The 23,847-nt window shown below is 61.7% G+C and carries 20 protein-coding genes and 1 other annotated feature (1 of these 21 running past the window's edge); of the genes, 3 read left to right on the top strand and 17 right to left on the bottom strand.

All coding sequences use genetic code 11. The features are described from left to right. Window positions 1–36, bottom strand: a binding site (T-box leader) (it extends 209 nt beyond the left edge of the window). 33 nt (window positions 37–69) lie between these two features. Beyond that, window positions 70–675 carry a TetR/AcrR family transcriptional regulator gene (locus tag BM235_RS15755; protein WP_255374407.1) on the bottom strand — a complete coding sequence of 202 codons (606 nt, stop codon included), beginning with the start codon at window positions 673–675 and terminating at the stop codon, window positions 70–72. 113 nt (window positions 676–788) lie between these two features. Between BM235_RS15755 and BM235_RS15750 the strand changes: the two genes are divergently transcribed. Then, entirely contained in the window at window positions 789–3,014 is a 2,226-nt protein-coding gene (locus tag BM235_RS15750; protein ID WP_255374406.1) for an MMPL family transporter, read from the top strand. Window positions 3,015–3,336: 322 nt separating this feature from the next. On the opposite strand, the gene BM235_RS15745 is transcribed toward BM235_RS15750, so the two are convergent. From BM235_RS15745 to spoVAC, 15 genes are all read right to left on the bottom strand, one after another. Further along, complete coding sequence (locus tag BM235_RS15745; RefSeq protein ID WP_090114899.1) at window positions 3,337–4,131, bottom strand: class I SAM-dependent DNA methyltransferase; 795 nt, start codon at window positions 4,129–4,131, stop codon at window positions 3,337–3,339. A gap of 103 nt (window positions 4,132–4,234) precedes the next feature. Next, complete coding sequence (locus BM235_RS15740) at window positions 4,235–5,215, bottom strand: CvfB family protein (RefSeq protein WP_090114897.1); 981 nt, start codon at window positions 5,213–5,215, stop codon at window positions 4,235–4,237. Beyond that, complete coding sequence (gene rsfS, locus BM235_RS15735; protein ID WP_090114895.1) at window positions 5,212–5,553, bottom strand: ribosome silencing factor; 342 nt, start codon at window positions 5,551–5,553, stop codon at window positions 5,212–5,214. Before rsfS ends, BM235_RS15740 begins: the two co-directional genes overlap by 4 nt. Before the next feature lie 13 nt (window positions 5,554–5,566). Continuing rightward, window positions 5,567–6,154 carry a bis(5'-nucleosyl)-tetraphosphatase (symmetrical) YqeK gene (gene yqeK, locus BM235_RS15730; RefSeq protein WP_090114893.1) on the bottom strand — a complete coding sequence of 196 codons (588 nt, stop codon included), beginning with the start codon at window positions 6,152–6,154 and terminating at the stop codon, window positions 5,567–5,569. Continuing rightward, window positions 6,132–6,749 carry a nicotinate-nucleotide adenylyltransferase gene (nadD, locus tag BM235_RS15725; RefSeq protein ID WP_090115443.1) on the bottom strand — a complete coding sequence of 206 codons (618 nt, stop codon included), beginning with the start codon at window positions 6,747–6,749 and terminating at the stop codon, window positions 6,132–6,134. The genes yqeK and nadD overlap by 23 nt, the downstream gene beginning before the upstream one ends. Window positions 6,750–6,761: 12 nt before the next feature. Next, window positions 6,762–7,052: a ribosome assembly RNA-binding protein YhbY gene (gene yhbY, locus BM235_RS15720; protein WP_090114891.1), complete on the bottom strand. Its 291-nt coding sequence runs from the start codon at window positions 7,050–7,052 to the stop codon at window positions 6,762–6,764. A gap of 31 nt (window positions 7,053–7,083) precedes the next feature. After that, window positions 7,084–7,938: a shikimate dehydrogenase gene (locus tag BM235_RS15715; RefSeq protein ID WP_090114889.1), complete on the bottom strand. Its 855-nt coding sequence runs from the start codon at window positions 7,936–7,938 to the stop codon at window positions 7,084–7,086. Window positions 7,939–7,958: 20 nt separating this feature from the next. Beyond that, a complete protein-coding gene (gene yqeH / locus BM235_RS15710; protein WP_090114887.1) occupies window positions 7,959–9,086 on the bottom strand; it encodes a ribosome biogenesis GTPase YqeH in 1,128 nt (375 codons plus the stop codon). Window positions 9,087–9,088: 2 nt separating this feature from the next. Then, window positions 9,089–9,613 (bottom strand): YqeG family HAD IIIA-type phosphatase, encoded by a 525-nt coding sequence (locus BM235_RS15705; protein ID WP_090114885.1) that lies wholly within the window; start codon window positions 9,611–9,613, stop codon window positions 9,089–9,091. A gap of 237 nt (window positions 9,614–9,850) precedes the next feature. Next, the gene (locus BM235_RS15700; protein ID WP_255374430.1) at window positions 9,851–12,091 is read right to left on the bottom strand and encodes a DUF4129 domain-containing transglutaminase family protein; all 2,241 of its coding nucleotides are present in this window, start codon (window positions 12,089–12,091) and stop codon (window positions 9,851–9,853) included. 5 nt (window positions 12,092–12,096) lie between these two features. Beyond that, window positions 12,097–13,338 carry a DUF58 domain-containing protein gene (locus tag BM235_RS15695; protein WP_090114881.1) on the bottom strand — a complete coding sequence of 414 codons (1,242 nt, stop codon included), beginning with the start codon at window positions 13,336–13,338 and terminating at the stop codon, window positions 12,097–12,099. A 2-nt stretch (window positions 13,339–13,340) separates the two neighbouring features. Continuing rightward, window positions 13,341–14,294, bottom strand: a complete 954-nt coding sequence (locus BM235_RS15690) for an AAA family ATPase (protein WP_090114880.1) — start codon at window positions 14,292–14,294, stop codon at window positions 13,341–13,343. Window positions 14,295–14,575: 281 nt separating this feature from the next. Then, complete coding sequence (spoVAE, locus tag BM235_RS15685; RefSeq protein WP_090114878.1) at window positions 14,576–14,926, bottom strand: stage V sporulation protein AE; 351 nt, start codon at window positions 14,924–14,926, stop codon at window positions 14,576–14,578. Between the two features lie 23 nt (window positions 14,927–14,949). Further along, the gene (gene spoVAD / locus BM235_RS15680; protein WP_177244237.1) at window positions 14,950–15,954 is read right to left on the bottom strand and encodes a stage V sporulation protein AD; all 1,005 of its coding nucleotides are present in this window, start codon (window positions 15,952–15,954) and stop codon (window positions 14,950–14,952) included. Next, on the bottom strand, window positions 15,954–16,448 hold the full coding sequence (gene spoVAC, locus BM235_RS15675; RefSeq protein WP_090114875.1) for a stage V sporulation protein AC: 495 nt from the start codon (window positions 16,446–16,448) through the stop codon (window positions 15,954–15,956). The genes spoVAD and spoVAC overlap by 1 nt, the downstream gene beginning before the upstream one ends. A gap of 212 nt (window positions 16,449–16,660) precedes the next feature. Between spoVAC and sigK the strand changes: the two genes are divergently transcribed. After that, a complete protein-coding gene (sigK, locus tag BM235_RS15670) occupies window positions 16,661–17,365 on the top strand; it encodes an RNA polymerase sporulation sigma factor SigK (protein WP_090114873.1) in 705 nt (234 codons plus the stop codon). Window positions 17,366–17,412: 47 nt separating this feature from the next. Here the strand turns inward: sigK and BM235_RS15665 are convergent, their stop codons facing one another. Next, window positions 17,413–18,216 (bottom strand): helix-turn-helix domain-containing protein, encoded by an 804-nt coding sequence (locus BM235_RS15665; RefSeq protein WP_090114871.1) that lies wholly within the window; start codon window positions 18,214–18,216, stop codon window positions 17,413–17,415. 223 nt (window positions 18,217–18,439) lie between these two features. Here BM235_RS15665 and BM235_RS15660 point away from each other — a divergent pair, with 223 nt between their 5' ends. After that, complete coding sequence (locus BM235_RS15660) at window positions 18,440–23,737, top strand: DUF4962 domain-containing protein (RefSeq protein ID WP_090114869.1); 5,298 nt, start codon at window positions 18,440–18,442, stop codon at window positions 23,735–23,737. Window positions 23,738–23,847: the final 110 nt, after the last annotated feature.

The raw sequence follows: 23,847 nt of genomic DNA, 5'->3' as shown, positions 1-23,847 counted from the left end.
CGCTGCGCGATTACTTTTCCTCTTCATAGCCGTTATTGCCTCGATTATAGCGGTTGCCGTCGATCGATGTCAAGCGCGCGGTCCCGCCCCTTGCCAGAAGAGATCGACGATCCGTTCGGGCAGGTCGTCGCGGCGGTCGCCGCCGGTGTCGCGGCCGCCGACCATGAGCAGAGACGAAAAGGCGTGCGCGAGCAGCAGCGGATCCTCTCCGCCCCGCATCTCCCCGCGTGCGGCCGCGTCGGCGAAGCATTCTGCCAGCACTTCGTGTATGCGGTGCTCCGCTTCGCGAATCTCGCGACGCTGCTCTTCGCTGAGCGATGCGATCGCTTCGCGCATCATCGATTCGAACTCGACGTGCGTGTCCGCCATCTTCGCGGTCGCCACTTTAACCAATCGCTCTCTAAGCGTCCCCTCTTGCTCGAGAATACGACGCGTGAATATGCAGATGCGTCCCATCATCTCGGTCACGGACGCGGCGAACAGCTCCGATTTGCCGCTGAAATAATAATAAATCGAAGCCTTGGTGACGCCGGCGCGCTCGGCGATCTGATTCAAGGACACCGGCTCGTAGCCGTACTCCATAAATAATGCGGATGCCGCGCCGAGCAGCACGGCCCGGCTGTCCGTATTCCCTTTGGGCCGCCCCGGGGCCCTTCCCGTTTGTTTTTGCTTCACTTGTTGCGCCTTCCCCTCGAACGTGTTGCAAAATTAACCTTCCGGTATATATAATTATTGACGGTAACCTTATTACTCATTATATCGCAATCGAATCTCGAGGGGGAGCACACGTGAAGGAAGTTCGCGTTCATGGCAAAGGGATAACCGGACCTGTCGGCCGGTGGGTGACGCTCGCGGTATGGATCGTCGCGGCCGCCCTGTTAAGCGTATTGCTGCCGCAGGTCGGCAAGCACGAGACGAACAATGCGCCGAATCTGTCCGACGGCAAGCCGTCCGTGCAGGCTGCGGCCGTCGCGGAGCGGGAGTTCGCCAGCGGCGCGGACGTGCCGGCGCTAATCGTTTGGCACAGGGAAGGCGGACTGGAAGACGGCGATTTGGACATCGTCCGCAAGCTGGCGGGACAATGGACCAGCGCGCCGGTCCCCTATCAGACGTCGGTTCCCCCGCTGCACCAAATGCCCGCGGAGGCGCTCAAAGCAGAGCTGTCCGACGATGGCAGCACGCTAGTAACCCCTGTGTTTTTCGACAAAAACGCGGATACCGATCAGTTGAAAGAAGGCGTGGCGGAGCTGAAGGAGCAAGCCGCGGCCTTGACCGGAGGCAATCCCTTCGAAGCGGATCCGGACCAAACAGGCGCGCTTAGCGCCCGCGTCACCGGCCCGGTCGGCATCCAGATCGATGCCACGGGTCTTTTCGAGAACGCCGACTTCGCGCTGCTTATGGGCACCGTTTTGCTCGTACTCGTTTTGCTGCTGCTTATATACCGGTCGCCCATTCTCGCGTTCATCCCGCTCATCGGCGTCGGCTTTGCCTACGGCGTCATCAGTCCGCTCCTCGGCTGGATGGCCCGCGAAGGCTGGATCGTCGTCGATTCGCAAGGCATATCGATCATGACGGTGCTCCTCTTCGGCGCCGGAACCGACTACTGCTTATTCCTGATCTCGCGGTTCCGCCAGCTGCTGAAGCACGAGCCCGATAAAGGAAAGGCGCTTCGATCCGCGCTGACGGACGCTTCGGGCGCCGTCGCGATGAGCGGCATCACCGTCGTGATCGCCCTACTCACGCTATTGCTCGCCGAATACGGCGCATTCCGCAGGTTCGCCGCGCCGTTCAGCATCGCGATTTTCATCATGAGCATCGCCAGCCTGACGCTCGTGCCCGCGCTGCTCGCCGTCATCGGCCGCGCCTCCTTCTGGCCGTTCGTTCCGCGCACGCAGCAAATGCGCGAGGAACGCGCCGCGAAGCGCGGCAAATCAAAGCCTGCGCCCGAAGCGCCTCCCCGCAACCGCACGGGCACGCTCGTCGTGAAGCGTCCGGGCTTGATCGCTCTCGTATCGGTCGTATGCCTCGCCTTGCTGGCCGGCGTATCGAGCCAAATTAAATTCACGTACGACATCTTATCGTCGTTCCCCTCCACGATGGAGTCGAGAGAAGGTTACGCGCTGATCGGCTCGCAATTTTCCGAAGGCGAGCTCGCGCCCGTCAAAGTCATCGTCGATACGGGCGGCAAAGAGACCGGATTAGCGGAAAAGCTGGCCAACCTGCCTTACGTCAGCCGCGTATCCGATCCCGTGGAAGGACAGCAAAATCAACAAATTGTCGCTTACGACGTTGAGCTTGCCCTTAATCCTTATTCGCTGGAGGCGCTGGACAAAATCCCCGATCTGCGCGAAACCGCTAATGCGGCGCTCGCCCAGGCCGGCGACGGGGAAGCCGCCGACCACGTATGGATCTCGGGGCAAACCGCCGACCAGTATGACACGAAAGAGACCGGAGAGCGGGATACGCGGCTGATCCTGCCGGTCGTCATCGGACTGATCGCGCTGCTGCTGCTCCTTTATTTGCGCTCCGTCGTCGCGACCGCCTATTTGGTCGGCACCGTCATTCTCTCGTATTTTTCCGCGCTCGGACTAGGCTGGCTCGTCATCCACTACGTACTCGGCGCCGACGCGATCCAAGGATCGATCCCGCTTTATGCATTCGTGTTCCTCGTGGCGCTCGGGGAGGACTACAACATCTTCATGATCTCCAGCATCTGGCGCAAGCGCAAGCAAATGCCGCTGCGGGACGCGATCCGCGAGGGCGTCGGCGAAACGGGCGGCGTCATCGCCTCGGCGGGCCTCATCCTGGCCGGCACGTTTGCGGTGCTCGCGACGCTCCCGATCCAGGTACTCGTACAGTTTGGCGTCATCACCGCGATCGGCGTGCTGCTGGATACGTTCCTCGTGAGGCCGTTTCTGGTGCCGGCCATCACGTCGCTGCTGGGCGACCGGTCCTTCTGGCCGGGACGCGGTCATCTGGCCGAGAAGGCGAAGCTGGCGGCTAAAGCAAAATGATAAGATAAGAGCGGTCTCCGGGGTCGGATGAGCCCGGGGACCGCTCTTTTTGTGGAATATCAGTAGGGTGGCCGCATCGCCTTAATACAGCAGGCGATGACGATCATGCGCCCGTTAATAGGCGCATCGCCTTCTATCCAGCAGGCAATGGCGATCATGCGCCCATCAATAGGCGCATCGCCTTCTATCCAGCAGGCAATGGCGCCCATGCGCTCGCAAACGGCGCATCGCCTTCTATACGGCAGGCGATGGCACCCGTCCCCACAGCCATAATGACAAAAACCGCCAGGCAGCTGCCTGGCGGTCCATTTTAATTTCGCATCTACGCCGGACGCCGCGCCACGAAAAACAATCGTTCGCTGGCCGCCGTCGGCGCATTCCAGGAGAAATCGGCGCAGCGGTGAAGCAGCTCGAACCCTGCCTCCGCCAGCTGCCCAGCAAGCCAGTCCGGCTCATAGGCGCGCTGCACGTGTCCCTCTTCGAACCGCCGGTACATGCCTGCGCCGGAGCCGCCCTCCTCGCGTACGAAGAAGGTGAGCTCATGCTCCACTTCCCTGCGGTCGGGATCGTAATCGCATGTCCATAGATAGGCGATATCTTTGTCGTCCAACACGAACGGCTGCTCTTCGCCATAACGGGCGAGCTGCGACGGCGCATGCACGTCGAACACGAATAATCCTCCGGGCCTGAGGCCGGCATACGAATGCTTGAACGAGGAGATGACGTCCTCGGGCTCCGTCAAGTAATTCAGGCTGTCGCAAAACGACAGCACGCAGTCGACGGGCTCGGGAATCTCCCAGTCGCGCATATCCTGCTGCAGCCACCGGATGCCGCCCTCCTCGCCGCCCGAGGCGCGACCGATGCCGCGCTGAGGGACCGACTCCCACTTGGCGCGGGCGACGGACAGCATGTCCGCCGACAGGTCGATGCCGAATATGCGAAAGCCGGATTTGGCGAGCGGGATGGCGATATTGCCCGTCCCGCAGCCCAAATCCACGACCGTTTTGGGCATGCCGTACTTTTCCCAGCATCCTCTGGCAAAGCTCAGCCATTCCGGATACGGCATATCCTCCATTAGCCGGTCGTAGACCGAGGCGAACTCACGATAGCTGCGCATGGATGTCTCCTCGTCGTCGGCCCCGCTTGCCGTTCAACCATGACCCCGGGGCCGGTCTTTTTTCATTTGCTCGGGTGCCATAGCGGCGCCGCCGCAGGGATGGTCAGTCGCGACCGGCCGAATTGCCGCCGGCTCCGTCGTCCGTCTCGGTACCCGCGTCGGACGAAGCTCCCGCAGGCTGCGCGCCCCCCTCGGAAGCCGCAAGCCGGGTCCAATTGCCGTCCTGCACGACGAGCCTGTCCTTCATCAGCTTGCCGAGCGCGCGCTTGAAGGCGGACTTGCTGAGCCCGAAGCGCTTCTGGATAACGTCCGCGGGCGTCGAATCGGAATAAGGCATCGCGCCGCCCGGCCTTGCCTGCAAAAAGGCCAGAATACGGTCCGAGTCCTCCATGCGTCCGACTTCCTTGGCCGGCCGCATGGACAACGTCACTCTGCCGTCGTCCCTCACCTGCGTCACGCGTGCGGTCGTCTTCTCCCCGAGCCGAAGCGGATGGATCATGGACGCGTTCGGCAGGTAGCCAAGCGCTCCGTAACCAAGCACGCCGCCATGCGCCAGCATGAACACGCCGTCCTTGTAGATATCGGTCACCCAACATTCCCGCTGCTCGTGATGCCAGGAAGACGGCGCGCGGAACACGACGCGCTCGTAATCCTCGATCTTGGCGAGCCGGGCCAGCATGCGGCCTTCCTTGTCGTGCTTCATGATCACGTGAAGCTCGTCGCCCGGCTGCGGCCAGCGGTCGCGGTTGTCCGGCAGTTCCTTGATCGGCAGCAGAAGTTGACGTCCGATGCCCAGCTCCAGGAAGCAACCGAACCGCGGATGGAAGTCGGCCATCTCGAGCCGTCCCATTTGCCCAAGCTGCAGCAAAGGCCGTCGAGTCGTCGCCGTCAGTCGGCCTTTGTCGTCATGGAAAATGAAGACGTCCGCCGAATCGCCGACCGAAGGCCGGTTGCCCGCCGCTTCGCCGTAAGGGAGCAGCAGTTCGGGCGTATCGTCCGCCTCGTCTTCGGCCAGAAACCAGCCGTAAGGCGGAACCTCCCGCCGCACCAACAGACTGGCCGTCGTGCCGGCGATCAACGTCATGCGAATTCAACCGCCTTCGCGTCCGACCACAAGCGCTCGAGCGAGTAGTATTCGCGCTCGTCCCGGTGGAATACGTGAGCGACGACGTCGCCCATGTCGATGAGCACCCATCTCGCCGTATCCATGCCTTCGATCCGCACGCGTGCGCCGGCTTCCTCCGCGCGCTTCTTGATCTCGGTCGAGATCGCTTGGACCTGCGTATCCGAATTGCCGTGGCAGATGACGAAGTAATCCGCTACCAGCGAGATATGCTGCAAATTAAGCGCTACGATGTCGTTCGCTTTTTTATCGTCGGCCGCGTCCACGACCTGCCTCATTAACTGTTCCGATTTTGCCATCGTTCAGCCTCCCTTAAGATTCGATCGTTATGCCCGCCGCGCGAATTTCTCCGACCAGGTCGTTGCGCGCCAATACCGTCAGCGGGAAAATCGTTTTGCCTTTTTCCAATAAATGAATGATCGTCGAGTCGAAACCCGCTACCAACGCTTCGTTCAAGTTCGTCTCCGCCAGCCCCCTAATTCGCTCCACGCCGGGGAACGCGCGGCTGGGCTCCATGTAATCCGCGAGGCAGACGATGCGGTCAAGCAACGTCATGTTTTCCCGGCCCGACGTATGATAGCGTACGGCATCCAGCACTTCTTCATCCTCGATGCCCAGTTCCTCGCGAACCGCCCATGCGCCGACATGCGCATGCCATAGTTCTTTGTCGTACGCCAGCAGCTCGGGCGGGAGGCCTTGCTCGCGGATGATCCGCTCCATGCGGTCCGTCGGCCAAGCCTTGGCGTAATCGTGGAGCAGCGCGGCGAGCCAGGCTTTGTCAGGATCGCCGCCGAACCGCTGCGCCAGCACGAACGCCGTATCGACGACGCCGGCGACGTGCCGGTACCGCTTTTCGGGCATCTGGCGCCTGACGGCTTCAATCAACAGTTCGCGATCCATACAATCCCATCCTTTCGATCTCCGTCCTTACCCGCTCGGGTACCATGTACCGGATCGTCCGGCCTTCGGCGCACCGCCGGCGGATATCGGTGGACGAAATTCCGATGCCCGGCATCTCCCCGCGTACGATCCGGTCCCGCAAGTATGCGGGCAGCTCGGGCTCGGCCTTTGCATGGCCCGCATCGCCGCCCGATTCCGGACGGTCCAGCGCGATGAAAACGACGAGGCTCGCGAGCTCCTCGATGCGCCGCCAATGCGGCAGATCGTCCCGCATATCCGAGCCGACGATCCAGTAGAACGAAACGTCGGGATATCGTTCCCGCAACTCGAGCACCGTATCGATCGTATAGGAAGCGCCTTGGCGGTCGAGCTCGGCGGCTTCCACCCGGAACGACGGATGCTCCGCGATGGCGGCCTCGACGAGCGAACGACGCTGCGCGCCGGAAGCGCCGGGCTGCGGCTTATGAACCGGCACGGAGGTCGGGACGAACCACACCTCGGACAAGTCCGCCGCCTCGCGCGCCGCTTCGGCCGCGAGCAGATGGCCGATATGCACGGGGTCGAAGGTGCCGCCCATCAGCCCGATGCGTCTCATGCGCGTACCTCCTTAAGGAAGCTGAATCTGCTTGTTGTCGCGGGATTCCTTGTACAGCACGATCGTTTTGCCGATGACCTGCACGAGCTCGGCGCCCGAGCGCTCGGACAGCTCCTTGGCGACTTCGTAACGATCGTCGTCGTTGTTGTTAAGGATCGATACCTTGATCAACTCGCGCACTTCGAGCGCTTCTTCGATATGGCGGATCAAATGGTCGTTCGTGCCGCCCTTGCCGACCTGGAAGATCGGGGTGAGGTGATGGGCTTCGGAACGCAAAAATCGTTTTTGTTTGCCGGTCAGCATGCGTATTCCCTGCTCTCTGATAGATAAATGTTCAAACCTTCGCCGCTTCGGAAAAGGAAGTCAGCACCGCTTCGCGCATCGCCGCCGCGGGAGCCGGCCGCCCCGTCCAATATTCGAACGCATAGGCGCCTTGATAAACGAACATGCCGAGACCGCCGTGAATGCGGCAGCCTCGCCGCTCGGCGCCGTGCAAAAAAGCCGTCGTCAGCGGATTGTAAATGAGATCGCTCGAGACCGCGCCGGGACGGAGCCAGGACGGATCGGCGGGAACCGCTTCCGTCTGGGGCGACATCCCGACGGACGTCGTATTGATGACGATATCCGCCGCGCCGCACGCCTCCGCCAGCAGATGCCACGGCACGGACTTCAGGCGGCCGCCGGACTCGAACGCCGCCGCAAGCTCGTCTGCCCTCGCATCGGTCCGGTTCGCGATGAGCACCTCCGCGGGCGATTCCCGCAGCAGCGCCCAGACGATGCCTCGCGCCGCGCCGCCTGCGCCTAGCACGACGATCCGCTTGCCGGACAGGTCCGGCTCCGCTTCCTCCTTGAGCGAACGTACGTAGCCGATCCCATCCGTGTTGAAGCCGGTGAGCCTGCCGCCTTCGTTCACGATCGTGTTGACCGCGCCGATCGCTCTTGCGCTCTCGTCGATCTCGTCCAGGTAGGCCATCACTTCGATCTTATGCGGGATCGTCACGTTCAGGCCGCGGAAGCCGAGCGCCCGAATGCCCCGGATCGCATCGCCCAAGCGTTCGGGCGCCACGTGGAAGGCGCCGTATGCGCCGTTCACGCCGCTCTCTTTAAACGCCCTGCTAAGCATGACGGGCGATCTGGAATGGCGGATCGGATCCCCGATCACGCCGTATAGTATCGTATGACTGTCCATGCCCGCGGCTTCCTCCCGAATCACAAGATGCAATCCCTGAGCAATACTTTGACGCCCTTGGGCGCATAGACGTCCACGACGGCGCCGGTCGTACCGTTCGCCTTGATCCAGCCGAGCCCCGAAATGAATATATCCTTCGGCCCTCCCGGCGGAATGCGCAAATTGTGCCTTACGAGCGGCGGCATGTCGGCGAGTTCTTCGCGGGAAGGCGGAGACAGCATCTCGCCGCGATGGTTGTCGTACAGCTCCTCCGCCCGCTCCTGCTTGGTGCGGTGAACGGGAATGCCGGACGACAGGTACGCGGTGAACGACTGACGCTCGCCTGCCGTGAAGTCGAAGCGGGCCAGTCCGCCGAAGAACAGCGTCTGCTTTTCGTAAAATTGATACGTCAAGGGCTTCAGCGGCTTGTCCGGCAGCAGCGCGTGCAGCGTCTCGCGAGGGACGATCTCCGACAGGCGCGACTTGTACACGATGCCCGGCATGTCGATGATGCTGCGGCCGTCGTCCAGCGGAATGCTGATCGCGTCCAGGGTCGTGCCCGGATAGCGCGATACCGTCAGTTCCCTTCGCAGGTCGCTGTAATCGGCGATGAGCCGATTGACGAGCGTACTCTTGCCGACGTTGGTCGCGCCCACGACATAGACGTCGCGGTCGCCCCGCAGCTGCCCGATCGACTCGACGACCCGGTCGAAGCCGATGTTGCGCCGCGCGCTGCAAAGAACGACGTCGACGATGCGAAGGCCACCGGCCTTGGCTTGCTTTTGCACCCAATTGCGCAGACGGTTCCAGTTGGTCACCTTGGGCAGCAGGTCGATCTTGTTCACGACGAGCAGCACCGGATTATTGCCCACGAACCGCTGCAAGCCCGAGATCATCGAGCCTTCGAAGTCGAACAGGTCGACGATGTGCACGACGAGACTTTTCGTAGAACCGATGCCGCCGAGCAAACGCAAAAAATCGTCCTGATCGATGGCGACCGACGAGGCATCGTTGTAATGTTTGATTCGGAAGCAGCGTTGGCAAATGATCGGCTCGCGCTCGCGGGCGGCTTCGGGCACGAAACCCGGTCTCGACGCGTCCTGAACCTGCAGCGCCACGCCGCAGCCCGCGCATTTTTTCGTACTCCAGTTATCCTCAAGTGTCGGCAATGCTACTTGTCCCCCTTATCCGGCCACAAGCCTTGCTTGGTCAGCCTCGACAGCGCGATCCGCTCGATGCGGCGGTTCATCTTCGTGCCCCAACCTTCCTCGGCTCTCGCGATCGGCGTCACAAGAATCGTATGCAGGCCCATCCGGCGTCCGCCCAGCACGTCGGTCATCATCTGGTCGCCGACGACGACGGCCTGCTCGGCCTTCAGGTCCAGCAGGTTCAGCGCTTGCTTGAAAGCCTTGTTGAACGGCTTGCGCGCCGCCGGGATGAACGGGATGCCGAGCGGTTCGGCGAACTTCGCCACGCGCATCAAGTTGTTGTTCGATAAAATGACGACCTGGAATCCGAGCGACTTGACCTTGTCCAGCCAAGCGATCAACTCGGGCGTCGCAAGCGGGGTGCGCGCGCTGACGAGCGTGTTGTCCAGATCGGTAATAATGCCGCGTACGCCCATGTCCGAGAGCGACGCCAAATCTATATCGAAGACGGTGCCCACGAGTTGATGGGGCAGCAATCGTTCAAACATGCAGCAGTGCTCCAGTCTTTATCGGATTGTTCAAAATATACCACACCCGCCCCGGCCTTGCAAAAGGGAATGCCATGGCGGCGATGATAAACGGCCTAACGCGTAGTATACGTCTACCTCTCGCCCTCATGCATTTGATTAGCGCATTTGCGCCGTATCTTCCGCCCTATCGCTGCTCCAAACGGCATTTGTGCGGTAATAAAAGAAGGAGCGCCACGATGGGCGCTCCCCGATGCGTTAGAACGACTTGCGGATCTTGTCGGCCATGGCGTTGAATCGCTCCACGTCGCCTTCGCCGCCGTCTTGGCCGCCGTAGCGCGCGGACTCGAACTGGCGCAGCACGCCTTCGAATTCGGGCCGCAGCGAGGAGAAGCGTCCGCTCCAGGCGGTAAACGACTCGCGCAGCGTATCGTGCTGGCTGCGCTTCAGCCCGCGCCTGCCGAGGAACGCGATCAGGCGCTCCGTCTCGCGCACGATCCGCTGATTCGGCGTCGCGCCGCGGTAACGGACGCGCCGCCATACCGTCGCCGTCCAGTCGCGGCGCCGGACGAGCAGCGCGCCGACGCCGACGATGAGCAGCGAGCCGCCCGAGATCGCCCATGCCGCGGCGGACCAGCCGCCGCTTTGCGCCGCCGTCTCCGTCTCCTCGACGGCCGAGCCGTCGTCGTCGACCGGCAGATCCGGCGTAACGACAGGCGCGGGTTGAGCAATCGGCTGCGGAACGGTAAAGCCCGACGTCGGCTCGAACGGAACCCAGCCTACGCCTTCGAAGTACACTTCGGCCCAGGAGTGGGCGTCCGCGTTGCGGACGGTGTACGTTCCGGCGCCATTGGGATCCGGGGCGTACCCGAGCCCGCTGCGGAACCCTTCTTCGTCCAGCTGGTTGGAGCCCGTGGCATAGCCCTTGACCCACCGCGTCGGCAAGCCTAAGGAGCGAGCGAGCACGACGAACGCGGTGGAGTAGTAATCGCAGTACCCTTCCTTGATCTCGAACAGGAAGGCGTCCGCGATATCTTTGCTTTTCTGAAGGCTGACGTCCGGCGTGTTCGTGTACGGATAATTATTTCTCAGATAGCTCTCTAGCGCCTTCGCTGCGTCGTAATCGTTGGCTGCGTCCGCCGTAATCGAGGCGGCCAGGTCCGAGACCCGACTCGGAACCTCCGGCAGCTGCTCGTAGGGAGCCAGATCGAACGGCGCCTCGGCCTCCTTCGCCCGGGCCGTCCGGAGCTTGTCTTCGTCGATGACGATCATGTCGGATACGACCGTATAAGATTCCACCGTGGCGGAGCGCTGGAACTTGAGCTCCTGCTCCTCCTTGTTCCAGGTCAGCCTGGCGTTGCCGTTCACGCCCTGCCACGCCGGCAGGCTGCCGATCGCGCCGGCGCCGAACAGAACGGGAAGCCGGTCTTTGCGCAAAATGTGGAACGTCTGCGTGACCTGCTTCGTCTCGATGCCTTCGAGCGTAGGTTTGTCCGCCGGCAACCGGGTTTCGCCTGGAGCCGCGGACGTCGTTTCCATCCCCTTGCGGTCGGTCCATCCCTGTCCGGTGTATACGGCCTTCGTTTCGCCGCGCCAGTAAGCTTTTTGGCTCGTATCCACCGTCATGACGGGCGAGTAGTCGAATTCGAAGCCGCCGCCGATCTTGGCGTCGCTTCGTCCGTACCCCGACTTGGAAGAAGGACCGGAACCCGTCCCGCTGCTGTCTCCGCCGCCGATATAGCCGCCCTCTCCGGAAAAGGCCGGCACCTCCTTGTTCTGCGCCTGGAGCCACAGCGTGTACGGATCCTCCAGCAGCACGGGGGCGCGCGGCACCGCGATGCCGGCGAGCATAAGCAGCCCGATGACGATGATGGCAGGCACGGCGAGCTCGAACGGGCGCTCGGCGAGCGCGCTCCAGCTGTCGAAGTGCCTTTCTCTCAGCTGCCTGAGATGAAGGACGACGAGCCATCCGAGCCCGGCTACCACGGCCCAGGCGATATTCGTCCACAACTCGAGCGGAAAAAAGGAATCGATGATGGCAAGCGTGGCGATCGACATCAAAATAAAGCCGATGGCCCTGATCTTGTTCGTGCCCAGATATGCCATATAATGAATGATCAGCACGACGCCGGCGGCGATCTCGAAAAACGGGTGAAGCGGCTTGCCGTTCACGATCGCGAACTCGCGGAGCGCTTCCCAGCCTTTCAACCCGTCCGGCCAGCCCGACCAAGCGTACGGCGTAAAAAGCACGACAGCCGCCAAAACCGCGGCTAACTGCAATATGATCCTGAGCGCAAACGCGCGGCTGACCAGAAGTTCGATCGCCGCCGCCGCCGCTACGGAAGCGTAGACGACCGCGTACGTTTCCGGCCACCAGTAATTTTTAAAAACTTGAATCAGCTGAAGCACGATCACGATTACGAAAAGCCGGTGGAGCCGCTCCAGCACAAGCCGCCGGAAGTAGCCGCTCTCCGCCCGCCGTCCTACGCTTGCGATCATCGTATTCAAGCGGTGCCCGCCTCCAATGCCTTCGGAAGATCCTCCAGGCGCGTAATCGAGCAGAGCTCCCATTGCCTGCCGCGGAAAGTTCGCGCCCACTGCTGCAGACGTTCGGGCGGCTCGGCCTGCGGCGTCCGCTCCGCGATATGGATATGGCTAGGGCCGGTACGTCTCGCCGACAGTCCCTCGAGCGCGAACAGCGTCTCGTCCTCCATCGACGGACTGACGAGCACGTAACTTGCCCCTGCTTCGAACTTCTCCGCCGTCTTGCGGAGCACGCGGTCCAGCGCGTCCTCTCCGTCGGCCTCGACGTCGATGAGATGCTCCATCAGCAGCTCCCGGTTCACCGGCATCTTGCCGGCGCCGAACCATGCGATGTCCTTGCCTGCGGACACGAAGCCGACCGGCATTCCCCTTCGCAGCGCGAGATTCAACAGCGAGGTCGCCGTCGATACGGCCAGCTCGAACGCTTCGGCGCTGCGGTAAGCGCCCGCCCGCCGGTCCAGCACGATGACGAATCGGGGCAGCGCCTCGCGCTCGTATTCCTTGGACTTCCACTGCCCCGTGCGGGCGGTAGCGTTCCAGTGGATGCGAGACATCCGGTCGCCGTGGATGTAGTCTCTGACGCCGTCGATCTGCGTCGTCTCCCTCGCCCAGAGGGAGCTGGCGCGCTGTTCGATCTGGCCGGTGCGCGCCTTCCTCAGATGACGCCACTCCTGCAGCTCGACCGTTCGCGGGAGCACCTTGATCTGCAGCTCCTCCCGGAATGCGCCTTGATGCTCGAACAGCCCGAAAATATCCCGGGTCGAGCATTTGGTCTCCAAAAACTTGTAGCGTCCGCGCCGGAGCGGCGCCGATTCGTATTCGACCTGGCCGCGCCGCTTGTAGTCGGGCACGAAGGACAGCTCGTACTCCTGGAGATCCGAGCCGCTCAAGCGGACCAGCCGCTCGCGCACGATTACGTACGGCAGCGGCCAGAAGCCAGGGACATGCATCTGCAAGCGGACCTTGAGCCGAGACCCGGCCGCAAACAGACCGTCTTGGCCGAAACCCGCGCCGAGCGCGCGCTTGCCCTGAATGCCGCCGATGCCGCTCCACCGTCCGAGGAGCAGATAAAGGCCGAGGCCGTTCATGATGACGAACAACATCAACGACGTTTTGCCGCCTTGAAATACGACGAACGATAAGGCCATTAAGTACAAAATCCCGCAGAACCAGCCGAAGCGGACCTGAGGCAGGCGCTTCATGCTCAACGCTCCAGCGCTACCGGCACCGGCAGCTGCTTCAGGACTTCCTGCAGGACGCCTCCGGCCGTAGCGCCCTGCATGCGGGCTTCGGACCGCAGGTGGAGACGGTGCGCGAGGACGAACGGCGCGGATATCTTAATATCGTCCGGAATGACGTAGCTGCGGTGCTGAAGGAAAGCATACGCCTTCGCGCAGGCCGCGAGCGCCACCGAGGCGCGCGGGCTGGCGCCGAGCAGCACCGAAGGATGCTTGCGCGTCGCGCGGATCAGCTGTACCAGGTAGTCGGCCACGCCGCCGTCCAGGTGGCAGCCTGCCGCCAGCCGCTGAATGCTCACGACGTCCTCCGCCATGGCGACGGATTCGAGCTGGTCCGCCGCGCGCGACGACCCTGGCTCGAGCACCAGTCGTTTCTCCGATTCTTCGTCCGGATAGCCGAGCGAGATTTTCATCAAGAAACGGTCAAGCTGCGCCTCCGGCAAGTTGTAGGTGCCTTCGAATTCGATCGGGTTCTGCGTGGCGAATAAAATAAAAGGCTGCGGCAGCGGATAAGTGACGCCGTCAACGGACACGTGACGCTCCTCCATCGCCTCGAGCAGAGCGGACTGCGTCTTGGTCGTCGCCCGGTTGATCTCGTCGGCGAGCAGCAGGTTGGACATGACCGGTCCAGGCCTGAACACGAACTGCTCCTGCTTCGGATGATAAATGGATACGCCGGTAATGTCGGTGGGCAGCAGATCGGGATTGCATTGGATCCGATGGAACGAACCGCCGATCGATCGGGCGAGCGCCTTGACGAGCTGCGTCTTGCCGGTGCCCGGCACGTCCTCGATCAGCACGTGTCCACCCGCGACCAGCGCGGTTAGCAGCCAGGCGATCTCGTCTTTTTTTCCGTATATGCAAGATTCCATGTTGCGTCTGATCGAATCTAACAGTTGCATGGCGGTCTGTTGTTCCATTGAGGTCCCTCCTAATGGGATCTGGCGGTAGTCGGACGCTACTCTACTATTATACTTGATGGGGATTCGGGACTACAATTTTGCAAAACTCCAAATAATCATAGAAAAAAAGCCAATTCGCGCTAGGCGAACCGGCAGTTGGAAATAGGCATGGCGTCCCGAAAAGCGATACGGAGCGCGGCACCCCGCGCCCGCGGGCAAAACGCGGCGGCCTGCGGGCAGTCGCAATTCAACGTGTCGTCTCTCCGATCAAGACGCCTAAAATTTACCTAAATTAACATTCATCCCTTCGGCTTGACCGCCAGCGCCGCCAAAAACGAGAAAATAATCGCCGCGGAGATGCCGGCGCTCGTAATTTGGAAGATGCCGGTTATGATCCCGATCCATCCGACCTCCTGCAGCTCGCTCAGCGCGCCGTGGACGAGCGCGTTGCCGAAGCTCGTGATCGGGACGGTCGCGCCGGCGCCCGCGAAATCGACGAGCGGATCGTACAGTCCGAGGCCGTCCAACACCGCGCCGGCCACGACGAGCGTAGCCATCGTATGCGCGGGCGTCAGCTTGGCGACGTCGAATAGCAGCTGGCCGACGATGCAGATCGCTCCGCCGACCAGGAATGCCCACAAATATTGCATCGTTTGTTCCTCCTTCGGATCGATTAGCTTTCGATGGATACGGCATGCGCGATGCAGGGGATGCTCTCGCCCTGCTGAAAGGACAGCGGCGAGAGCAGCGCGCCCGTCGCCACGACGAGCAGCCGCTTCAACTCGCCTTTCGAGATACGCTTGAGCAAATGTCCGTATGCGACGGTCGCGGAGCAGGCGCAGCCGCTCCCCCCTGCCTGGACCGTCTGCTTGGCGATGTCGTAGACGAGCAGGCCGCAGTCATTGAACTGCGTCTCCGCGATCGGCACGCCGTGCCGCTTGAGCAGGTCGGCGGCGATCGGATGGCCGACCGACGCCAGGTCGCCGGTCACGATCATGTCGTAGTAGCCCGGGTCGCGCCCGGTCTCTTGCAGATGCGCTTGAATCGTGTCCACGGCGGCCGGCGCCATCGCCGAGCCCATGTCGAACGGATCCTTGAGACCGAGATCCATGATCCGTCCGATTGTGGCCGAGGTGATTCGAGGCCCGTCGCCCTCCGCCGCGACGACGGCGGCGCCCGCGCCGGTCACCGTATATTGCGCGGTCGGCGGTTTCTGCGAGCCGTATTCGGTCGGGTAGCGGAACTGCTTTTCCGCCGTGCAGTTGTGGCTGCTCGTACCCGCCATCGCGTAGCGGGCCGCCCCCGTTGACACGAGCAGCGCGGCCAGCGCCAGCGACTCCATCGAAGTCGAACAGGCGCCGAACACGCCTAAGTAAGGCGCGCCCAGCGTGCGGGCGGCAAACGTACTGCTGATGATCTGGTTGATCAAATCGCCGCCCACGTAAAAGTTGATCTTGTCCTTCGACAGCGCGGCCTTGGAGAGCGCGATATCGGAGGCTTGCTCGAGCATGAGCCGCTCCGCCTTCTCCCAGCTCGGCTGCTGGATCGTCATATCGGGATGTACGAGATCGAAGTCGCTCGCCAGCGGCCCTTCGCCCTCGTCAGGGCCGACGACGGTACCCGTGCCGACGATGACCGGGGGCTTGTCGAAGATCCACGTTCGCCTGCCCTGCAGCATCAGTGACTCACCCCCAGGATCCAGTAGACGATCCCGACGAAGAAGGCCGCAACGGTCCCGAAGACGATAACGGAGCCCGCCAGCTTGAACATATTGGCGCCGACGCCGAGCACGAGTCCCTCGCTGCGATGCTCGATCGCCGCCGAACACATCGAATTGGCGAAGCCGGTGACGGGAACCGCCGTCCCGGCACCCGCCCATTGCGCGATTTTGTCATATACGCCGAGGCAGGTCAGAATGACCGAGATCAAGATCATGACGGCCACGGTCGGATTGCCCGCCTGCCTGCTCGTCATGTCGAATGCAGCCATAAAAAAGTGCTGCACGCCCTCGCCGATGAAGCAGATGAAGCCTCCCACCAAAAACGCGCGGACGCAATTGGCGAAGACGGGCCGCGAAGGCTGCCGGCTTTTCGCGAATTGCTGATATTCCTTGGGCGACATGGACAACGGCTTGTACGAAGCGGGGCCTCTTCCGGCCTCTTTGGTCGCCATGGCTGCCATCCCCTTTCCGGTTCGGACTGTAGTCCCAATCATTATTTGCCGAGGAGATGAAGGTTATGGATGGGAAAAGGTGGGGAGGCTCGCGTCGATACGATCGGCTCTGCCGACCTTTTTCCCCCTGACAGGCACGGATGGGCGCCGGCCCACATACAATGGTAATGGTCGCGCGTCAACCTGAACTTACAACCGGAGGAGGCCGTCACGTGCCCGGATTCTTTACTTCGATTGCGCTCTTCATCAAGCAGCTTTCCCTGCTCGTCTCCTATGTCAAAAACAACGCTTTTCCCCAGCCCCTGTCCGAGCAGGAGGAAAGCAAATACTTAGGCCTCATGGCGGAAGGCGACGCCAGGGCGCGCAACCTGCTGATCGAGCACAATCTGCGGCTGGTCGCGCATATCGTCAAAAAGTTCGACAATACCGGCGAGGATCTCGAGGACCTGATCTCGATCGGCACGATCGGCCTCATCAAAGCGATCGAGAGCTTTCAGGTCGGTAAAGGCACGAAACTCGCCACGTTCGCGGCGCGGTGTATAGAAAACGAAATATTGATGCACTTGAGGTCTCTCAAAAAAACGCGCAAAGACGTGTCCCTTCACGATCCGATCGGAACCGATAAAGAAGGCAACGAAATTACTTTGCAGGATATTCTGGGCAGCGAGCCCGACGACGTCGTCGAAAAGGTGCAGCTGAAAATCGAAAAAAGCAAAATCTATCAAAACCTCGATATTCTCGACGAACGGGAGCAGGAGGTCATCCGGGGCCGGTTCGGCTTGGACGGCAAAGGCGGGGACGAACGTACCCAGCGCGAGATCGCGCGGGAGCTCGGCATCAGCCGCAGCTACGTATCGCGGATCGAAAAGCGGGCGCTCATGAAGCTGTACCACGAGTTTTACAAAGCAAAAAAATAAATGGACGGCAAGAGGGCTGCTCCCGCGCGGAGCGGCCCTCTTCGCGGTTAAACATCCGTGGCGAAATCACCGTACTGCTCCCGGTATTGCCGCGGAGAGACGCCGAAGCGCTTCATGAAGCAACGGTAAAAGTAAGGATAGCTCCCAAAGCCGCAGCTCTCCGCGATCTGTTCCAGGGACAGCGCGCTGTACTGCATGCGCTCGATGGCGATCGACATTCTGACGCGCATGGCGAATTGAACGATCGTCTCCCCGAACGCTTCCTTGAACAGCTTCGCCGCGCGGGACGGGCTGTGCCGCACGCTCGCCGCGACCTCTTCAATCGTGATGGTGCGCGTCGCGTGTTCTTCGATATATCGCTTCATCCGGTACGCGACCCCCGCTCTCGCATTGCCCTCCATGCCTTGCTTGAGCGCGGACTCGATCGCCAGTAGCAGCGCGCGCAGCAAGCAGTCGACGAGTTCTGCGTTCGTATCGCCGATCCGGCGCCGCTCCAGCACGACGAGCTTCCAGATGTCCAGCAGCGTACTGTCCGGATGGATGCGCGCCCGTTTGGGCTTGTAGCCTCTCGACGCCCATCGATCGATCCACGTCCCTTTGCAGATCGCGTAGAAATCCCCGCTTCCGGTCTTGCCATGCTCGTCGTTTTCCAAGATCAAACGATAGTGCTCGCCGGGCCGAAGCAGCAAAAAATCGCCGGGATACAGCCGTTCCGCGACGCCGTCGATCTCGATCGCGCACGAACCTTCCGTCTGTAAACGGACCAAATAATATTCGCTCGTGTGCCATATTTCGTTATGGACCGGTTTTCCGTGGTAGACATAGCCGCTATAGAATATCTCGGTTTCCATAGAGACCTCCTGTTTGCGCGAACGTATTTTAAAGCGTTTTCAATTTTGCTGCGGATTCCGGCGAAATAAGTCAATTTCCGAAAAGAATGTGAATGTAACGGCCATGCCCGTCCCTTATACAATAAGCGTACATCACGGAAGGCCGCATGAAAACCATCTTTTTGAAGGAGGAGAGCAACAGCCGTTTTGAATCCGATTTTATTTAAACAGGAGGCGAATCCGTGTGACCAAACGCAGTTGGCAACGCCGAATTTCCGGTTCGACCGTATTTTTGATGACGCTTAGCTTCTGTTTAAGCCTGTTTGCGGCGCCCCTTGCCGGCGCGGCCGGCGCAAATCCGGTGCTCGGTCCCGAGCTTGCGCCCAACGCCGGCTTTGAGACGCTGTCGGGTTCTTTGCCGGCAAACTGGACGTATCACTCGAACGCCGACGTCTCTTACGAATCTTCCGCGGATCCGGTCGGCGCGGGAGAGCGCAGCCTGAAGCTGATCGACAACACCTCCGCTACGACCGCGACGGCGACCAGCGATCCGATCTATTATTCGCCGGGGACGGCTTATACCGCCAGCGTCAAAACAAAGGTCGTATCGGGCGGCGCGAGCCTGCTGATCCGCTATTACGACGGGATTCACGGAGACGCGATCAATCAGAAGGGTTTCACGACGACGACCGCCTCCCCGAATTGGCAAACGCTTACGGTAAGCGCAACGCCGCCCGACAATGCGGTCTTCTGCCGGATCCTGCTCGTCATCCCGAGCGCGACGCCTACCGGGACGGCCTACTTCGACGACGTGTCGTTCAAAACGACCGAGCTGCTGCCGAATCCCAGCTTCGAGCAGACTTCGGGCACGAGGCCGGCAGCTTGGACGGCCGTCGATCAAGGGCTCGCAACCAGCATCGTCTCGGTCAATTCGACCGTCTATCATGGCAGCCGGTCGCTGCGAATCGTGGACGGCTCGACAACGGACGCCTATAGCGTCAAAAGCCCCGAGACGCCCGTCGTTGCCGGCAAGGCATACACGGCCTCCGTTAAGGCCAATGCCGCTTCAGGCGCCGGCAGCCTGATCCTGCGCTACATCGGAACTGCCGGGAACCAGTTCGCGGACGCTCAGACGGTAGGCACGGGCAGCTGGGAAACGCTGAGCGTAACGGCCGAGCCGCCTGCCGGCACGACCGCCGTGCAGCTGGAGCTGTCCACGTCGGGCACAGGTACGGCCGACGTCTACTTCGATCAGGCTTCCTTGACGGCAGCCGACGCGGGTCCGTCGCCTACGGCCTCCCCGACGGCGTCGCCGACCGCAACCCCGACCGCGACGCCGCCATCGGGCTCGCTCGTTTGGCCGACCAACCTGGACCCGGCTCTCACGAGGCATTTCCAACCGATCGATCACCTCGTAACGACGCAGAATCCGCCGGACTTCGGCTGGCCTTTCATCAACGGAGCGGATTCGTACGAGGTGCAGGTCGCAACGGACAGCGCATTCGCGAATATCGCTTATCAGAAGAGCGACATCGCGGTCAACTACTACAACTTTCCGGTCACGTTCGCTGCAGGCGAATCATACTTCTGGAGAGTGAGATTCCACAAGACGGCGGGCTGGTCCGGCTGGAGCGATACGCGCAAGTTCCGCATCGACGCGGACGCCGTTCCCTTCGCGGTGCCGCCCGTCGAGCAGATCATGAGCAAGGTGTCGACGACCCATCCTCGCATTCTGACCAACGCGTCGGAGCTGGCGGACTTCCGCGCGCGCAAGGACGGCGACGGCAAACGGACGTTCGAAAGAATCAAAACGCTGGCCGACGCGGCGCTGCAGGCTTATCAGGACAATCCGGCGGCCAACGCGCCGCCGCCGGAGCCAAAGACCGATGATCTGACTTATGTCTCTACCGAAACGAACAAAATGTACTACGCGGCCTTCATCCATTTATTGACGGGGGAGACGAAGTACGCCACCTATGCGCGGGCCCGTCTGCTCAATTTGTCGACTTGGAATACCAAATCGGGCCCCACCTACTATGCGGTCAACGATCAGATTCACCGGGATATCGCTCGCAAGAGCGCCTTGACGTACGATTGGATCTACGACACGCTAAGCGAAGCCGACCGGGTTCAGGCGCTGACGATGATCGTCGACAGAACGCAGACGATCGCCAACGATGTCGCCATCGGCGCCAGCCGCCTGACCGTCAGTCCGTACAATTCCCACGGCTGGTCCAATGTCGCTTACCTGGGCGTCATCTCCACCGCGCTCCTTCACGACGACATCGTGATCGGCGGGGAGCTCGTCTCGGCGAAGGCGCAGGAATGGTACAAGATCGGCATCCCCGCTTATATCAATCTCATGCCGCCATGGGGCGGCGAAGACGGCGGCTGGGCGCAAGGTCCAGGCTATTGGCAATGGTCGTCGTACGGCGACAAATGGCTGATGGACGTGCTCTATCAATCGACCGGATTTAACGTCTATCAAAAGGCCTTCGCCCGCAACGAGTCGTTTTATCCGTTGTACACGTACCCGGTCGGTCAAAAGAGCGGCGAATTCGGCGACGACATCAACCTGATGGCGCCCGATTACGTGTCCCTCGCCATTACGCGCAACGCGTCCATGTACCAGGATCCCGTTATGAACTGGTACGCGCAGATCAGTCCCTACTTGGCGGACGAACCATATTCTTATTTGTACCAGGACAGCAGTCTTGCCGTCCGCCCGCCGGTCGAGATGCCGACGGCCAAATACTTCGACGATATCGGCTGGGTGACGATGCATTCGAGCCTGTACGATCCGAAGCGAATCTCGTTCTACTTCAAGTCGAGCCCCTACGGCAGCTGGAACCATAGCGCGCCGGACCAGAATGCGCTGATCATCATGGCGTACGGCGAAGACCTGACGGTGGACGGCGGGTTCTACGATTCGTTCAGCAGCGTGCACAATCAGCAATACACCAAACAAACCTTCGCGAAAAACGCGATTACGTACGACGGAAAAAAAGGTCAAAAGATCTATGAAATGAAGGCGTCGGGGCAGATCACGGGCTTTGCGACGAACAAGGACTTCGACGCGGCGGTCGGCGACGCCACGACGGCCTACAATACGGATCCGGCGACCAACATCGGACTGGACCTGGCGCAGCGCAGCGTCATTTACGTGAAGCCGGGCGCGTTCGTCGTCGTCGACAACCTGAAGGCCCGCGAGCCCGGCGGGTCGAGCTTCGAATATAATCTGCATGCCGACAAATCGCTCGTGCTGGACGCGGATCAAAGCGGCGCGACGATCGTCAAAAACCAGGCAGCGCTTAAAGTCAGGCTGTACGAGCCGAACTTGACGGCTTCGGTGACCGACAAATATATCACCGCCGCAGGCACGGAGGCGCCGCCCGATCCGAATACGAGATTCACGGGGCGTATCCGCCAGCATGCGACGTTCGTCACGCCGAAAAAGGAAGAGGCGACGATCGTTTCGACTTACGTGCCTTATCGGGTCGGCACGACGCCGGAGAACATCGCGGTCGAAGATTTCGCAACTTATAAAAAGCTGCATTTCGCGGACGGTACGGACGTTTACGTGCGGAAGGCGTTGAGCGGCCTCGTCGACGCCGGCAGCGTTCAGTTCGACGGCATCGCGGTCGCGATCAAAGGCGACTCCGTCGTGCTCACCGGCGGGACGCAACTCTCGAAGAACGGCGTCACGCTAATCGAGAGCACGCAGCCGGCGACTATCGCGCTGTCGGGCGACGAACTGTCGGTCACCGGCATGAACGAATCGCAAGTGGCCCTGCGCAAGTCCGGCGTCACGACGGTGCTCGACGAGTCGTATCGCGCGCTTCCGCAAGGCGGCAGCGTCGCGGAAGCCGTCTACAAACGCGGCGTCCACTGGACGGCGACGAGCGACGCGCTCACGCTGAACGTCGACCGCGGGCAGCACCTGCTGCTGCTGGACGATATTCCGGCGCCCGCTCCGATGGCCGCGGTCAGCCTGCCTGTCGAGATTAACGGCACGGCGACTTCGGTATCGCTGTCTACTTATGGCGACGGCCGCGGCGGGGCCGCAGGCTGGGGACAGCTGAGCATCGCCGGCGGCATGTACGAGGTGCTTGAGGCGCCCGAAGGCATCGTCTTCGAAAACAACAGCGGCGTGCAGCCGGTCATGACGATCGGTACGAACGCCAAAATCATCGTGCCCCATCTGACCGGCGCATTGAAGCTGCGCAGCGTGGGCTCCGGCGAAAAGTCGCCTGCCGACGAAGCGGCCGACTACGATGCGCTGAAGGCGGATCTGGACGTCTTCGCCGAAGCCGAGACATTCAGCGGGTACGAAGGCGGCGACATCTCCGCCTACAGCACGCGGCCCTTCTTGTCCGGCGGCCAAGGGATCTCGGGCTGGAACAGTCCCGGCCAAAGCATAAGCTGGCAGCTCCAGGTGCCTGAAGCCGGCAAGTACGACGTCGCGATCAAGTACGCGGGCGGGTGGGAAACGACGAACGGCTTCGCGCCCCGTCTCGTCAAGCTCGGCTCGCAATATTACACTTCCGATCTTCCGCGAACGTTCGACTGGGGAACGAAGCCGGAATACTGGAAAGCCGTCACGATCCGGACCGGCGCCGAACTGTCCGCAGGACCGCTGGAGCTGAAAATGTGGAATATTGCCGGGGCGATGAATGTCGACTGGGTCGGTCTGATCAAATCGGAAGCGCAGTCGGAACCGGCCGTGAAGCTTACGGCAGCCAATGATTCCGCTAGCCCGGGTCAGACCGCGAGCGTCTCCCTGTCGCTCGACCACGCGGATCCTGCGGCTGGCGTCGACCTGACGGTGTCGTACGATCCGGAGCGCTTCTCCTATGCGGAATACGTGAAGGACTACGCCCAGCAAGCGGTCGTCGTGACCGACGACGCGCAAAACGGCAAGCTGCGGATTCTCGCGGCGCGCACAGGCACCGGTACGCTGCCCGCCAGCGGCAGCTTCCTGACCCTGAAGTTCCAAGTCAAGGCGAGCGCGCCTACAGGCGCTTCAACCTTCGCCACGTCGGCCGTCAAAGCATCGTCCGAGTCGGGCACCGTTACCGAGCTGGCGGCAAGCTCGGTCGAGATCGCCGTATCCAACGTCGGAGCGCTTGCCGCGTTGATCGCGGAAGCGGAAGGGCTTCGCGACCAGGCTACGCCAGGCACGGCCACGGGCGAATTTTTCCCGGCGGCGCTGCCCGGGTTGAAGTCCGCGCTCGCCTCGTCCATTGACGCCGCGAAGGCGGTACTCGCGCAGGCGAATCCGACGCCGGCGCAGATTCAGTCCGCGCTGGCGAATCTGTCCGACGCGATCGCCGCCTTCGAAGCGAATCGGATCACGGCCTCGACCGGCGACGCGAACGGCGACCAGCAATTCAACATCGCCGACTTCGTTCAGATCGCGAGGTACTACGGCAAAACCGCCGCGGACGCGGATTGGTCGACGGCACGAGCCGCCGACATCAACCGCGACGAAGTCGTCGATATCGAGGATCTGGCATTCGTCGCGAGCCGGATCATCGGCTGACGCGATCCGCCGGAAGCGACGGCGAACCTCGCGTCCGGTAACGGCAATCGCACATAAGCAAAGCGCCGGTCGACGAGACCGGCGCTTTTGGCGTGCTTTATACAGGCTTC

Origin of the sequence: Cohnella sp. OV330 (genome assembly GCF_900112065.1) — a bacterium.
Classification (GTDB): Bacteria; Bacillota; Bacilli; order Paenibacillales; family Paenibacillaceae; genus Cohnella.
This window is presented reverse-complemented; position numbering and strand designations above follow the sequence as displayed.